The 14,731-nt window shown below is 61.9% G+C and carries 11 protein-coding genes; 2 read left to right on the top strand and 9 right to left on the bottom strand.

Annotation, left to right across the window (positions count from 1 at the left end; translation table 11 throughout):
- Positions 1 to 336: 336 nt before the first annotated feature.
- The 4 genes from GIW02_RS25810 to GIW02_RS25795 all read right to left on the bottom strand — a co-directional run bounded on the left by GIW02_RS25810 (position 337) and on the right by GIW02_RS25795 (position 4,728).
- Positions 337 to 915 carry a DUF4174 domain-containing protein gene (locus GIW02_RS25810; RefSeq protein ID WP_236419037.1) on the bottom strand — a complete coding sequence of 193 codons (579 nt, stop codon included), beginning with the start codon at positions 913 to 915 and terminating at the stop codon, positions 337 to 339.
- 165 nt (positions 916 to 1,080) lie between these two features.
- Complete coding sequence (locus GIW02_RS25805; RefSeq protein ID WP_236419040.1) at positions 1,081 to 1,713, bottom strand: glutathione S-transferase; 633 nt, start codon at positions 1,711 to 1,713, stop codon at positions 1,081 to 1,083.
- A 10-nt stretch (positions 1,714 to 1,723) separates the two neighbouring features.
- A complete protein-coding gene (locus tag GIW02_RS25800) occupies positions 1,724 to 2,302 on the bottom strand; it encodes a GNAT family N-acetyltransferase (RefSeq protein ID WP_236419041.1) in 579 nt (192 codons plus the stop codon).
- 68 nt (positions 2,303 to 2,370) lie between these two features.
- Entirely contained in the window at positions 2,371 to 4,728 is a 2,358-nt protein-coding gene (locus GIW02_RS25795) for a DNA polymerase II (protein ID WP_236422176.1), read from the bottom strand.
- 218 nt (positions 4,729 to 4,946) lie between these two features.
- On the opposite strand from GIW02_RS25795, the gene GIW02_RS25790 reads away from it, so the two are divergent.
- Positions 4,947 to 7,181, top strand: coding sequence for a TonB-dependent siderophore receptor (locus tag GIW02_RS25790; protein WP_236418439.1), 2,235 nt, complete (start codon positions 4,947 to 4,949; stop codon positions 7,179 to 7,181).
- Positions 7,182 to 7,299: 118 nt separating this feature from the next.
- Here GIW02_RS25790 and GIW02_RS25785 read toward each other — a convergent pair whose 3' ends face one another.
- The 4 genes from GIW02_RS25785 to GIW02_RS25770 all read right to left on the bottom strand — a co-directional run bounded on the left by GIW02_RS25785 (position 7,300) and on the right by GIW02_RS25770 (position 11,922).
- Positions 7,300 to 7,767, bottom strand: coding sequence for an SRPBCC family protein (locus GIW02_RS25785; protein ID WP_236418438.1), 468 nt, complete (start codon positions 7,765 to 7,767; stop codon positions 7,300 to 7,302).
- A gap of 79 nt (positions 7,768 to 7,846) precedes the next feature.
- The gene (locus GIW02_RS25780) at positions 7,847 to 10,345 is read right to left on the bottom strand and encodes a TonB-dependent siderophore receptor (protein ID WP_236418437.1); all 2,499 of its coding nucleotides are present in this window, start codon (positions 10,343 to 10,345) and stop codon (positions 7,847 to 7,849) included.
- Positions 10,346 to 10,438: 93 nt separating this feature from the next.
- Positions 10,439 to 11,389: a FecR domain-containing protein gene (locus GIW02_RS25775; protein ID WP_236418436.1), complete on the bottom strand. Its 951-nt coding sequence runs from the start codon at positions 11,387 to 11,389 to the stop codon at positions 10,439 to 10,441.
- 2 nt (positions 11,390 to 11,391) lie between these two features.
- A complete protein-coding gene (locus GIW02_RS25770; protein ID WP_236418435.1) occupies positions 11,392 to 11,922 on the bottom strand; it encodes a sigma-70 family RNA polymerase sigma factor in 531 nt (176 codons plus the stop codon).
- A gap of 121 nt (positions 11,923 to 12,043) precedes the next feature.
- Here GIW02_RS25770 and GIW02_RS25765 point away from each other — a divergent pair, with 121 nt between their 5' ends.
- Complete coding sequence (locus GIW02_RS25765) at positions 12,044 to 12,445, top strand: GFA family protein (RefSeq protein ID WP_236418434.1); 402 nt, start codon at positions 12,044 to 12,046, stop codon at positions 12,443 to 12,445.
- Position 12,446: 1 nt separating this feature from the next.
- Here the strand turns inward: GIW02_RS25765 and mrdA are convergent, their stop codons facing one another.
- Positions 12,447 to 14,339: a penicillin-binding protein 2 gene (gene mrdA / locus GIW02_RS25760; protein WP_236418433.1), complete on the bottom strand. Its 1,893-nt coding sequence runs from the start codon at positions 14,337 to 14,339 to the stop codon at positions 12,447 to 12,449.
- Between the last annotated feature and the right edge of the window lie 392 nt (positions 14,340 to 14,731).

The following is a 14,731-nucleotide window of genomic DNA, read 5'->3' as shown; positions in this document are numbered from 1 at the left end:
TTAACACCCCGCGCGCCACCGGAAATCAACCAACATATCCCTTCTTCGGCGGCGTCAGATGTGTAAAGGAGCCTAGGCGAGGCACCGAGTGGTGGGGCGAAGCCCTTTTGGTTACTTTTGGGTCTTTCCAAAAGTGACCCGCTGTAAGAGCGGAACCATAATCCGCCGTTACCCAAACAACGGATATGTACACCAACAAACCGCCGAACCAAAAAAATGTGGGAGGGGGCTCGCTCCCGATGGCAGTGTGTCAGTCAGCCTATCCAGTAACTGACACACCGCCATCGGGAGCAAGCCCCCTCCCACATTGGACCTTAGCTGTCTGGAGGCTTACTGTCAGTCATCCAGTTGCTGAGGGGCTTGCTTCCCGCCGAGCTTAGCAGGCTTGGCGCCCTTCGCTGGCGCCGGTGCCGCCGGCTCTGGTTCCGGGGCAGCCGCTGCAGCCTCCTTCTCAGCCATCGGCATCTGATCAATCGCACTGAAAAACTCTTTCAAGTCGAGCGTATCCGGCGGCACGGTCTTCTCGACTTTCTTCTCACCGTCCTTGCCCACCAGGATCACTTTGGTGCCACTGCCAGCACCCAGCTTGAGGGCACGGATCAGCGCGTTGGTTTCAGGCGGCGTGAGCTTCTTGTTGTCCTTCGGGTCCTTGGCAAATTTTTCGCCCTCGGCACCAATGCTGCCGAACTTGACGGTATAGAACACCATGCTGCGGTCTTCAAAAGACTGCTTGGTGGCCGGCTCATCCAGCTGCTTTTTCAACTGCGCCAACGTGGCGTTGCCGGAGTCCAGCTCCACCACCACCAGTGGCCGGGCCTTGCCCAAGTCCTGCTTGAGCGGGTTGATATCATCAGCAGCCAACAGCGGCCCCGTAAAAGCCATCAAGGTAGCCAGGGTCAGCGACCGGATGAGCATGCGCACCTCCTTTGAATTCCATGCAGGGTTCTTGAGTTTCATGTCTGCGACAGTCAAATTCAAGGATGATTCCTACAGCACCTCAACAAAGCGTAGGCCAGCACGCCCGCTACGCAAGGAGTTGGAGGGGTGCAAGCGTCATTGTTTCTACTGATTGCGGAAACATTACGAGACCTTCCACTCCGGCCAATGCCGAGCAAAAACGGGGGCCACAATGGGGTCGGCATCCACCTGCGCCAGGGTCTGCGCAAAGCTCGGCGCCAAGGCGCTCAACACATCCCTGGCCTCATCCCAACGCGACACCGCCGCCGCCATGATGCCCAGCGCATTCGGCTCGCCCTCCGGGGCGAAGAGTTGCTCGGCAAACTGATCGGCGAACACCACCCACGCCTGATGCAGATAACGTCGCGTGCCCGTGACCAACTGCGTCTGCGCAGCCTGATGGGCGTCGCCCAGCCAGCGCTGCGGGTAGTCGATGATGCCGATGGCCGAGTAGCAGTTGGCGGCGATGTACACCAGGCCGCGCAGGATCGCAGCGCGATCGCCGCTCAGCAGGTGGGCGTGGGGAAACTCCAGGCCCAGATGGATCAGGATCGCGGCGCTTTCCGTCAGCACCTTGCCGTCGGGGGTGACCAGCGTGGGCACCTGTTTGAGCGGGTTGACACGGGCCAGTTCATCGCTGCCCTCACCGTCGGCCCAGGAGGCCGCATCCACCCGCCGCCACGGCACCGCGCAACGCTGCAGGGCGATTTCGATCATGCACGAGCCGGACTCGTCGATGCCATAGAGCGTGTACATGGGCCTTCTCCTAACGTTGCAGCTTGGCCTGCAAGGCGGCGTTCACCTGCGGCCATTCCGAGTCGATGATGCTAAAGCGCACCGAGTTACGCTTGCGCCCGTCGGGCATGATGCGTTCGTGGCGCACGATGCCTTCTTGCACGGCGCCGAGGCGCAGGATCGCCGCGCGGGATTTTTCATTCAGTTCGTCGGTGGTGAATTGCACGCGCACGCAGTCCAGCACGTCGAAAGCGTAGGTCAGCAGCAACAGCTTGGCTTGGGTATTGATCGCGGTTTTTTGTGTGGATTGCGCCAGCCAGGTGTGGCCGATTTCCAGCTTGCGATTGACCCGGTCGACCTTCCAGAACCGCGTGCTGCCGACCACCTGACCGGTACCCTTGCGCACGATGACGAACGGGATCACGCTGCCCGCCTCACGCCCGGCAATCGCGGTTTCAATGTAGGCGTCGACCGTGTCCGGGCCCGGCACGTGGGTGACCTTGAGGTTCCACAGCTCGCCATCGGCGGCGGCTTCCAGCAGCGCGGCCTTGTGCTCGGGCTGCAGGGGGTGGAGTTCGACCGTGGTGCCGGTCAGCGTGATGAGAGTCATGGGAACTGCGCCGTGTTGGGTCGTCAGTGAGCAAGAGTGCAGGCTCCCGACAACCTGAGGCAAGCGTTTTAGAACAGGCCCATTTGCCCCCCGACCAGGGTGGCGAAATCGTCATTCACGAACGGCAGGATCGCATCGGCCACCGGCTGCAGCTGCCGGGTGACGTAGTGGTCGTAGTCGATGGGCGCTTGCCGCACTTCCAACGGCTCCGGGCCGTTGACGCTGATCACGTAGCTGATCCAGCCACCTCGCTGGTATTGGCGCGGGCGCCCGAGGCGGTCGTTGTAATCGTCGGCCAGGCGCGCGGCGCGCACATGGGGCGGAACGTTGCGCTCGTAGTCGTCCAGCCGCCGACGCAGGCGCTTGCGGTAGATCAGCAGTTCGTCGAACTCACCGCTCAAGGTGCGGCGCACGTAGTCGCGGATGTAGTCCTGGTGGGGCTGGCGATGGAAGATGCGCTGGTAAAGCGCCTGCTGAAACTGTCGGGCCAGCGGCGACCAGTCGCTGCGTACGGTTTCAAGGCCTTTGTAGACCATCTCTTCGCTGCCATCGGCGCGCACCACCAGGCCTGCGTAGCGCTTTTTACTGCCCTCCTCCGCGCCACGGATGGTCGGCATCAGGAAGCGCGTGAAGTGGGTTTCGTATTGCAGCTCCAGGGCGCTTTGCAGGCCGAACGCGGTGTGCAGGTGCTCACACCACCACGCGTTGACGTGTTTGACCAGCGCCTGGCCGATGCGGCCCGCGTCCTCTTGAGAATGCGCAGCACCGAGCCAGACGAACGTGGAGTCGGTGTCACCGTAGATCACCTCGTAGCCCTGGGCTTCAACCAGCTCGCGGGTCTGGCGCATGATCTGATGCCCACGCAGGGTGATCGACGAAGCCAGGCGCGTGTCGAAGAACCGGCAACCGCTGGAGCCAAGCACGCCATAGAACGCGTTCATGATGATTTTCAGCGCCTGGGACAAGGGCGCGTTGTGCTCGCGCTTGGCTTCCTCGCGGCCTTGGGAAACCCGCGCGACGATAGACGGCAGGCAGTGCCGGGTGCGCGAGAAACGCGCCCCGCGAAAGCCTTCTACCGACGTGCTGTCGTCGGGGTGCTTGAGGCCCTCGATCAGGCCCACCGGGTCGATCAGAAAACTGCGGATGATCGACGGATAGAGGCTTTTGTAGTCGAGCACCAGCACCGATTCGTAGAGGCCAGGGCGCGAGTCCATGACAAACCCGCCGGGGCTGGCCTCGGGCGGCTTGTCCCCCAGGTTCGGCGCCACGAAGCCCTGACGGTGCATCAGCGGCATGTACAAGTGGGTGAACGCCGCCACCGAGCCGCCGCTGCGGTCGGCCGGCAAACCGGTGACGCTGGCGCGTTCGAGCAGGAACGTGAGCAGCTCGGTCTTTTCGAAAATCCGTGTGACCAACTCGCAGTCCTTGAGGTTGTAGCGCGCCAGGGCGGGCTTGTCATCGGCGAACATGCGGTTGATTTCATCCATGCGCTGGTACGGTGTGGAGATGTCCTTGCCTTCGCCCAGCAGGGTTTGCGCGACGTTTTCCAGGCTGAACGATTCGAAGCTCCAGGTGGCCGAGCGCAGCGCTTCGATGCCATCGATGATCAAGCGCCCCGCCGCTGCCGCGAAGTAATGGTTGCGGCTGCCATGCTCGCGCCACGCCATGGGCTCGTCGCCGCGCCCGAGCATCAGCGGCACGCCGAGGCGCTGGGCGTGTTCGTGGAGCACGCGCAGGTCGAACTGCACCACGTTCCAGCCGATGATCGCATCGGGGTCATGGGTGGCGAGCCATTGGTTGAGGCGTTCGAGCAATTGGGCGCGGGTGTCGCAGTAGTCGAGCTTGAAGTCCACCGCCGTGGTCTTGTTCGGCGGCCCGAGCATGTACACCTGGCGCTCGCCGCAGCCTTCGAGGCCGATCGAATAAAGGTCGCCCTGGGCGGTGGTTTCGATGTCCAGGGACACCAGCTTGAGCGGCGGACGGTAGTCGGGAGCGGGTTTCATCTGCGCGTCGCACAGCACACCGCTGGCATCGGGTGTACCGCCGAACCACACTGGCGCGGTGATGAAGCGTTCCATCATGTAGCGCTCGGGCGGGCGCACGTCGCCTTCGTAGACATCGACCCCGGCGGCGCGCAGGCGCTTTTCCACGTCCATCAGTTGGCGATGCTGACGGGTGTACAAGCCCAGCACCGGACGGTGATGGAAATCGCACAGTTGCAGCGGGCGCAATTCGATCTCGCGCTCGCCCTTGAGCAGCCAATCCAACGGCTTGCGATGGGCCTCGGGGATAAACACCACCGAGGTCTGCACGGGTAGGCGGATAAACCTTGGCCCCTGGTCGGTCGCCAGCCAGAAACTGACCTCCGTGCCCGCCGGGGTATCGCGCCAATGCCGGGTCAGGACAAAACCCTGCTGTAAATCCACCGTACCGCACCTCAGGAATCGCTTTCAGGCGCTGATTCTACGCGGCATCCGACTGAACGCGGGAGGTAAACGCGCAGGCAGTCGGTATTCTCATAAATCTGTTGCAAGATATAAATAACAATCACTATCATTCGCGCCGGAGTCGTATCCGCGCAGCGAGGACGCGCAACGTTGTTGCCCTTTTCCTCACCATTGACGGTTCGCCGTCAGGATCGACCATGCCCACCCGTACCCCATTCGCTGTGCCGTTTCGCCCGACCCTGCTCGCCCTTTGCTGCTCCCTGAGCCTTGCCGCTCACGCTGCAACCCCAGCCACCCCGCAGGATGCGAACAACAGTCAGGATGGCAACACGCTGGAACTGGGCGCCACCAACATCAACGCCGAAGCCCCCGCGCCGAGCGCCCTGCCCCCGGTGTACGCCGGCGGCCAGGTGGCACGCGGGGGGCAACTGGGTGTGCTGGGCAACCAGGACATCATGGACGCGCCGTTCAGCATGTCCGCCTATACCGAGAAATTGATCCGCGACCAGCAAGCCGAAACCCTTGGCGATGTGCTGCTCAATGACGCATCCGTGCGCCAGGCCTCGGGCTATGGGAACCAGGCCCAGGCGTTCGTGATTCGTGGCCTGCCGCTCAATGGCGACGACATTTCGTTCAACGGTTTGTACGGCATCCTGCCGCGCCAGCTGATGTCCACTGACGCCCTGGAACGGGTTGAAGTGTTCAAAGGGCCCAACGCCTTTATCAACGGCGTGACCCCGGGCGGCTCCGGCATTGGCGGCGGCGTGAACCTGCAGCCCAAGCGCGCCGATGATGTGCCCTTGCGCCGTTTCAGCACCGATATCAGCAACGACGGCCGCATCGGCGAACACCTGGACATCGGCCAGCGCTTTGGCGAAGACAACCGGTTTGGCGCACGGGTGAACATTTCCCAGCGCGAAGGCGACACCGGGGTGGACGACGAGAGCCGGCGTTCCAAGCTGTTTTCGGTCGGCCTGGACTATCGCGGCGATGCCCTGCGCCTGTCCGGCGACTTTGTGTATCAGAAGCAGCAGGTCAACGGCGGGCGCAACTCGGTGTTTCTCGGCACCGGCGTGACCCACATACCGAATGCGCCCTCGGCAGACACCAACTATGCGCCCAACTGGGGCACCACCCGTCTCGAAGACACGTTCGGCATGCTGCGTGGCGAATATGACCTGAATGACAACTGGACCGCCTATATCGCGGGCGGCGCCAAGCACACCGATGAAATCGGCCGGTACTCGTCGCTCACCCTGAACGACAACCTGGGCAACGCCACGGTCAGCGGTTCGCGTATCGCCCACCAGGAAGACAACACCAGCTTGATGGCCGGCCTGAACGGCAAGTTCCAGACCGGCGCGGTCAGCCATAAGCTGAACCTCGGCCTGACGGGCATCTGGACCCAGTCGCGCAATGCCTACGACTTTGACTTCACCGGCCACGCGACCAATATCTATAACCCGGTGGATGTGCCTGAGCCGGTCAAGGGCGGCTCCACGGGCGGTGACATGAACGACCCAGGCATTACCGCCAAGACCTTCGCCCGCAGCGCGGCGGTGTCGGACACCCTGGGCTTTATGGATGACCGCTTGCTGTTCACCGCCGGCCTGCGTCGTCAGGAACTGGTGGTTCAAGGCTACGCCTACGGCAGCGGTACGCGCACCGCCAACTACGCCAAGGGCGTCACCACCCCGGTGTACGGCCTGGTGTTCAAGCCTTGGGACCATGTGTCGTTCTACGCTAACCACATTGAAGGGTTGGCCTCGGGGCCCACTGCGCCGGAAATCACCGCCGGTGGCGCCAGCGTGACCAATAACGGCCAGACCTACGCGCCCGCCCGCTCGAAGCAGACCGAGGCCGGCGTCAAGGTCGATATGGGCAGCTACGGGGCGACACTCGGTGTGTATCGCATTGAACAGCCGACCCAGGGTTATTCCCAGCTGAATACCGACGGCACCGCGACCTATGTTTTCCAGGGCGACCAGGTCAACAAGGGCGTCGAGTTGAATGTGTTCGGTGAACCCGTGCCAGGCCTGCGCCTGCTGGGCGGCGCCACGCTCATTCACACCGAGGTGAGCGGCACGGCCAACGGCGCCAACGATGGCAACCGCGCCATCGGCGTACCGTCGTTCCAGCTCAACGCCGGGGTGGATTGGGATGTGCCGGGCCTGCAAGGCGTCAGCGTCAATGGGCGTATGTTGCGCACCGGCGGGCAGTACGCCGACGCGGCCAACAACCTCAGCCTGCCAGCGTGGAACCGTTTCGATGTGGGCGCGCGCTATACCTTCAAGGTCGATCAGCGTGACGTGACGCTGGGCGCGACCGTGGAGAACGTCGCCAATACCAAGTACTGGGAATCGGCCCTGGGTGGCTACCTGACCCAAGGCGATCCGCGTGTGGCCAAGCTGTCAGCGACCGTGGACTTCTAACATCGCGGCGTGTGGGAGCCAGTGGATGCGCGCATCGCTGACTCACCACTCGACTCAGGGCTCTTCTCACAGGAGAGTCCTTTGAATACGCGGGCATCCAGCAGGATGCCCGTTGGGGTCAGGCCTGGCGAGCGTGGTTCAGGTAGGTTTCGATATTGCCCATTTGCTCGTCCCAGCCACGGGAGTTCATTTTGAAGGCCTTCTGACGGCGCGCCTCGGGCACCGCGTCAAAGCCGGATTCGACCACTCGCAGCAGAATGCCCGGCGCGCGATCCTCGATGGTGAACTCCACCAGCGTCGGGGTTTCTCGGTCGTAATCGACGCCCGCCTCCACCGCAAAAGGGTGCCACCAGAACGAGAACAGCGTTTGCGGCAGGATGCGTTCGATCCTGGCCTTCCAGACCACGTGTTCGTAACCCGGATAAGTAATCGGCGCCTCGATGGTGTGCCCCGCGACAAAGCTTTTGCCCTTGAGCGCAATCCCGAACCAGTTGCCGAATTGCTCGGCATCGGTGAGTGCTTCCCAGACCCGTTTGCGTGAAGCGTTAAGCAGGACTTTTCGTTCGATGCGATCTAATACGTGCATAAGTCACCTCCTCCATTGACAGTAGGCGACATCGAACAATGCGCAACCTTTCAGCCGCGCATTGGTGTTGCTACTTGCTTCAGAACTTCCACTTGGCGTTGACCATCGCATTGCGCGGTTCGCCATAAGACCCCGAGTTAAACGTGCCCATGCCGTCGTAGTATTTCTTGTCGAACAGGTTGTTGACGTTCAGCCCCACGGACAGGTGCTCGTCCACCTGGTAGTTGGCCAGCAGGCCGACCACGGCGAAGGGGTCCTGTACCGCTTTGTAGTAGGGCCCGGTGTAGTTGATCTGCGTGGTGGCGTACATCTCGCTTTGCCAGGTGACATTGCCACCCACGGTCAAGCGGTTCAGCGCACCCGGCAGGCGGTAGGTGGTGCCCAGCTTGAACAGGTTGATCGGCTGGTTGACCTGCACGCGCTCACCGTCCTTGGAATGCGATTCGCGGTAGGTATAGCCGCCGAACACGTTCCAGCCAGTGGCTACCTCACCGGAAATTTCGGTTTCGACACCGCGCGTGGTGGTGCCGGCGATGGCTTTGTAGACGGTCTTACCCGTGGCATCGCTGCCCGAATCGGCGGGGGTGTTCTTTTGCTCGATGTCGAACAGGGCGATGCTCGCGTTCAGCGCACCCTGGAAGAATTCGCCCTTGAGCCCGATCTCGTAGTTGTCACCTTCCAGGGGTGGGAGCGAGCCGCCGCTGGCGGTTTTGTAGAACGTCTGCGGCAGGAAGATGTTGGTGTAGCTGGCGTACATCGAGTAGGTGTCGTTCAGGTCGTAGATGATGCCGGCGTAGGGCGTAACGACCGCGTGCTTCTTGGTTTCGTCGGTGGCCTTGGAGTACGGCGCGTCGAGCGTGACCTCATCGAGCTGCTTCCACCAGCTGACGCGGGTGCCGAGAATGAGGGTCAGTGGGTCTATCGGTTTCAGACGCAGCGCGCCATAGACCCCGGTCTGTTGCAGGGTGGTCACGGTGCCGCCGATTTCGTTGTAGGAACGGCGCCCATACTGCCGGCCGTCCCAGCTGAAAATGTTGTCGACATCGCCATAATCGTTGTCTTGGTCGGCCAGGGTACTGGCGTAGTTGGGGAAATTCAGATGGGTGCGCGACGTGCTCGCGCCCACCACCAACTCGTGCTCACGGCCACCCAACTGGAACGGGCCGTTGGCATATACATCAACGGTGTCCTGGGTCTGGTAGCTGTCGAGGCGGTAGATGAACGCCTTGGCGCCCTGGCCGGTGACCGGGTCCGGGTAGCTGCCACTGGCCGAAGCGCCCTGCCCTTTGCGATAGGAATACTGATGGCTGTAGGCAGCCTTGAGGCTCCAGTCGTCGTCCAGTTTATGCTCGAGCAGCGTGGTGAAGGTGTAGCTGGTGTTGTCCATGTAACTCGCGCGCGTCGCCGGGTTGAATGAACGCGAAAAGTCGGTCTGGCGGCCATTGCTGTAGAACAGTGGAATATGCCCATAGCTGCTGCCGTTGGTGTCGTTGTTCTGGTAATCGAGGCTGGTGCGCAGGGTGGTGGTGTCATTCAGGTCGATGTCGAGCGCGCCATACATCACGCGCTTTTCTTGCTTGTACCAGTCAATGAAGGAGTTCTGCTTCTGGTAGGCCGCAACAAAGCGCCCACGCACATTGCCGGTGTCGGTCAACGGGCCGGACACGTCGACCTCGGAGCGGTAGCGGTCCCACGCACCGGCCTCGCCCGAAACATAGGCCTGGAAATCTTTGGTCGGGCGCTTGCGCACCAGGTTGATGGTAGCGGACGGCGTGCCTGCGCCACTCATCAAACCCGTGGCACCGCGCACGACTTCGACACGGTCGTAGATGGCCATGTCGGCGATTGCGCCGGTGAACTGCTGGGACTCGTTGGCGACCTGGGACGGAATACCGTCGTACTGGAAGTTCTGGATCTCGAACCCACGGGAGTAAAAGGAGTAACGCTCGCTGTCGCGATGGTTGCTGCTGATGCCTGGCGTGAAGGTCAATACTTCGTTGAGCGTGGACAGGTGCTGGTCGTCCATCAGTTGGCGGGTCACCACGCTGACCGACTGCGGCGTCTCGCGCAGCGACAGCGGTAACTTGGTCGCGGTGTTGGTCGCGCCGGTGGTGTAAGACCCGGTATTTTCGGTGCTCAGGCCCAGCCCGTCGGCGTTGATGCTGGTGGCCCCGAGGGTCAAGGCATCGCCACTGGCCTGGGGCACAAGGCTGTAGGTGCCATCGGCATTGGCGCCCAGGCTCAAATTGCTGCCCGCCAGCAGCCGGGCAAAGCCTTGCTCGATGCTGTAGGTACCCTGCAGGCCAGCGCTTTGCTTGCCCGCCGTAAGGCCGGAATCGAAGGACAAGACCACGCCAGCGTCGCTGGCGAATCGGCTCAACACCGCACCCAGTGGGCCGGGCGCAATGGCAAACGCCTGCGGCTGGCTGGCGGCCATGGCGCTTGAGCCCGGCGCGAACAACGGTGCCAGCAGCCCGGTTTGCACCATCAATGACACGCCAAACACCGCGACCTGCAAGGGCTTTTTGCGAAATGACCTGAGGGGTTGAGTGGCGACTGAGGTTTGCCCTGCGCGCATGGTGACTCCTGATGACTCGAAACGGATGAAGGGGGTTTGCAGGAGGAGTCGAACGAGGTACGGCAAATCGACAATGGCGCCTGATAATTATTTTCAGGCGCGCGCGGTTACTGTCGTCCAGTAGCGCGTGCGGGATGTGACGCGCACCGGCAGCGCGTGGGTCAGGGCCTTGAGGGTCAGGTCGATATCGTCCAGGGAGTAAGCACCCGACACCTGCAAGTCGCCGATTTCGCTGGCACACCCCAGATAACCCCGGCGGTAGCGCGCCAGCTCGGCCACCAGGCGGTCCAAACGCCAATGGTCGACGATCAGCCGCCCCTGCGCCCAGGCGCCTGCACCGGGCTCGTTGGCCGTCAGGCTGAGCATGCGCTGGGTATCGAAGTTGACCGTCTGGCCGGCGCTGACGACGGTTTCCGCATGCTCAGCGCCCGGGCGCACCGCTACAGCGTGTTGCAGGACGCTCATGGCCGTGAAGCCGTCGAACTGGCGCACAGTGAAGCGTGTGCCCAGGGCGCGCATTTCACCTTGGGCGCTGCGCACCAGAAAAGGACGCGGATCGGCGGCCGTTTCCACCAGGATTTCGCCGCCACGCACGATCAACAGGCGCTGCTCGGCGGTGTAGCGGATGTCCACGGCACTGGCGGTGTTGAGGGACAGTTGGGTGCCGTCGTCCAGGCGCAGGCTATGGCGCTCCCCTGTGGTGGTGCGTTGATCCGCCATCCATTGCGGCGCCTGTCGATAGCCAGACCAACCGATGGCACTCACCCCGGCACCGATCACCACGCCCTTGAGCAATGCGCGCCGGCCAAACCGCTGGGAGTGTTCGGCGGCGACGTCCATCACATTGACGGCCAGTGCTCCCGGCAGGCACTGGAGTTGCCCGTGCAGCATCTCCACGCGTTGCCAGGCCCATTGGTTCTGCGCGCTTTCCTCACGCCAGGTCAACCACGCCGCGTGCAACTCAGGGTTACCGGGCTCGGCAGCCAGACGCGCCACCCAGTGGGCCGCCGCGCGCAGCGCCTGGCGTTGCGGATCAACCGGCATCGTCAATGCTCCAGGGCGAAGATCAGGCAATGCTCGGTGGCCTTGGCAATGTATTTGGTCACCGAACTGACCGACACCTGCAAGTCTTCGGCGATCTCCTTGTAGGGCATCCCCTGTAGCTGCGAGAGCAGGTAGGCACGCTTGGCCTTGCGCCCAAGGCCATCAAGCATGGCGTCGAGACGCTGCAGGGTTTCTATGATCAACAAGCGCTCTTCGGGCGAGATGGCATAGGCCTGCGGTTGCTCGGACAAGACCTGGAGGTAAGCACTCTCAAGGGCCTTGCGGCGAAAGCTGTCGATCATCACGCGCTTGGCAATGGTCACCAGAAAGTGCCGGGGCTCCTTGAGGTCTGCGGTCACGGGCTGGGTGCGCTCAGCCAACAACACACGGATGAAGGTGTCTTGCGCCAGGTCTGCAGCCTGATGGGAGCACCCCAGACGCGCACGCAGCCAGCTCACCAGCCAGCGATGATGGGCACCGTAGAGTTGGCCAACAGGTTCGTGAGAGGAACGAGGCACAGCAGACAAAGGCATAATACGTTGCGCGCGAATGAGAACGCTTCGCAATTTAGAGCAATGCGGGGCTAAGGGCAATGATTTGTATCAGTGTCGTGCTAACGGTAGATTATCCCCTCCCCCTCTGAGGTGAAGCACCATGAGCCATCCCCTGCATGGCAGTTGCCTTTGCAAGGCCGTGCAGTATCAACTGGACAGACTGGACATGCCCATCAGCCACTGCCACTGCGACAGTTGCCGCAAGGCGCATGCGGCCGCATTTGTGGCGACGGCAGGGGTGATGCGCGAGCACTTCCGCTGGACGCGGGGCGAGGAACTGCTGTCGTCGTTCGAATCTTCGCCGGGTAAACACCGGCATTTCTGCTCTCGTTGCGGCTCCCATCTGATGGCCGAACGAGGGCATCAGCCCCATGTGATCGTGCGGGTGGCCACACTGGATGATGATCCAGGCGTCAGGCCGACCTCACACATCTGGACGGCCCACGACGTGCCCTGGCTGGCCCATGAAGGCATAGAGCAGTGGGACGAGTGGAAGACCTGACTTAGACGCGTGGGTCCCCCGGTGCTTTCGCCGGCGTTGCGTATTGCGGCTTCAGGTGGCCTTCCTGATCGAGCAACCAGGCATCCATGATCTGCCGCACCACAGGGCCTGCCACGCGGCCCCCTGCCTCGCCGTTTTCAATCATCACCGAAATCACGATTTTAGGGTGCTCAGCCGGAGCAAAGCCGACGAACAAGGCATTGTCGCGGTGGCGTTCCAAGGTCTTTTCACGGTTGTAGCGTTCGCCCTGTTTGATCGCGACCACTTGCGCGGTACCACTCTTGCCAGCAATCCGGTATTGCGCGCCTTGCGCCGCAGCCCGGGCAATACCCCGCGGGTCATGCATCACCAGTTGCATGCCGTGGTTCACCTGCTCCCAGTCACGCGGGTCCTTGAGGACCACGTTGGGCATCGGGTTCTCATCCACCGGCGGCACGCCATTGATGGTCTTGGCCAGGTGCGGACGATTCCACACGCCCTTGTTGGCAATCAGCGCAGTCGCCTGGGCCAACTGCAGGGGTGTGACCTGCATGTAGCCCTGGCCGATGCCGAGGATCACGGTCTCACCGGGGAACCAGGGCTGGCGGCGAGTCGCGCGCTTCCAGGCCTGGGACGGCATCAGCCCGGCTGACTCTTCGAACATGTCCAGGGAGACTTTCTGCCCCAGGCCGAACTCCGCGAGGTAGTCGTGCAGGCGGTCGATGCCCAGCTTGTGGGCCAGGTCGTAGAAGTAGGTGTCGTTGGAACGCATGATGGCTGCGTCCATATCTACCCAACCGTCACCGCTGTGGTTCCAGTTGCGGTATTTGTGGTCAAAATCGGGGAGCTGGTAATAACCGGGGTCGAACACGCGGGTTTGCGCGGTGACAACACCGCTGTCGAGACCGGCGATGGCAACTTCCGGCTTGATAGTCGAGCCCGGCGCATACAGCCCTCTGAGGACGCGGTTGAACAGAGGCCGGTCAATGGAATCGTGCAGTGCGGCATATTCCTTGAAGCTGATGCCGGTGACGAACAGATTCGGGTCGAAGCTCGGCTTGCTGACCATGGCCAGCACTTCACCGGTTTGCGGGTCGAGCGCCACCACCGAACCACGGCGATCACCCAGGGCTTCTTCCGCCGCTTCCTGGAGATGGACGTCGAGGCTCAGGACGATATTCTTGCCGGGGATCGGGTCGGTGTGCTTGAGCACGCGCAGTACGCGGCCCTGGGCGTTAGTCTCGACCTCTTCATAGCCGACATGGCCATGCAGCTCGGATTCGTAGAAGCGTTCGATACCGGTCTTGCCGATGGACTGTGTACCACGGTATTCCACCGAGTCGAGGGCCTTGGATTCTTTCTCGTTGATCCGCCCCACATAGCCGATGGAATGCGCGAAGTGGGCGCCCAATGGGTAGTGCCGGACAAACTGCGGTTCGACGTCTACCCCGGGCAAGCGAAACTCGTTCACGGCCAACAGCGCGATCTGCTCTTCGGTCAGCTCGTAAAACAGCGTGACCGGCACGAAGGGATGGCGTGCCTGCTTCAACGCCTTATCGAACACCGCCCGGTCTTCAGCAGGCAGGTGCAGCAGATTGACGATGGCGTCCAGTTCACCTTTGAGGTCAGTGGTGCGCTCGCGGGTGATGGTCAGGTTGTAGCTGGGACGATTGTCCGCCAGAACCACGCCGTTGCGATCGTAGATCAGCCCGCGCGTCGGCGTGATCGGCAGTACGTGCACGCGGTTGTTTTCAGAAATCGTGGAGTGATAGTCGTACTGCACCACCTGCAGGAAATACAGACGCCCCACCAGGGCGCAGGTGATGCCGATCACCAGCAGCGCGCAGGCGAGCAGGCGCTTGTTGACCAGGCGGTTTTCTTTTTCGTGATCCTTGATCGGTATCGCTTCAGGCATTTCTACAGCATCTCGTTGAAGAAGGTCGACGCCGCTTCCTGCGGATAAAGATCAATCCCTGTGAAAATGTGCTGCACCATACCAAAAATGCAGAAACACTTTGCATCGATTTCCCCCAACGGCATGCTGATGGGGCGTTTTTATGAGGAGATTCGTGGAGGGAATCGGATGATTGGGGACAGAAGCAGGCATCGGGAGACTTGGAGCATCGGTGGTGCGCACACCATCCTTGACGAAGCTCGCGGTCAGGCCAGCTGTAGAGAGACACTTCGCCCTTTTCGACCGCCCAAAACAAAACCCCTGTTTGCGTTAGCAAACAGGGGTTCTGGAATTTAATCTTGACGATGACCTACTCTCACATGGGGAAACCCCACACTACCATCGGCGATGCA

The sequence above is a fragment of the Pseudomonas syringae genome (assembly GCF_021606685.1).
Lineage (GTDB): Bacteria > Pseudomonadota > Gammaproteobacteria > Pseudomonadales > Pseudomonadaceae > Aquipseudomonas > Aquipseudomonas syringae_R.
The sequence above is the reverse complement of the archived record's forward strand: the minus strand, read 5'-3'. Positions and strand labels throughout refer to the sequence as shown.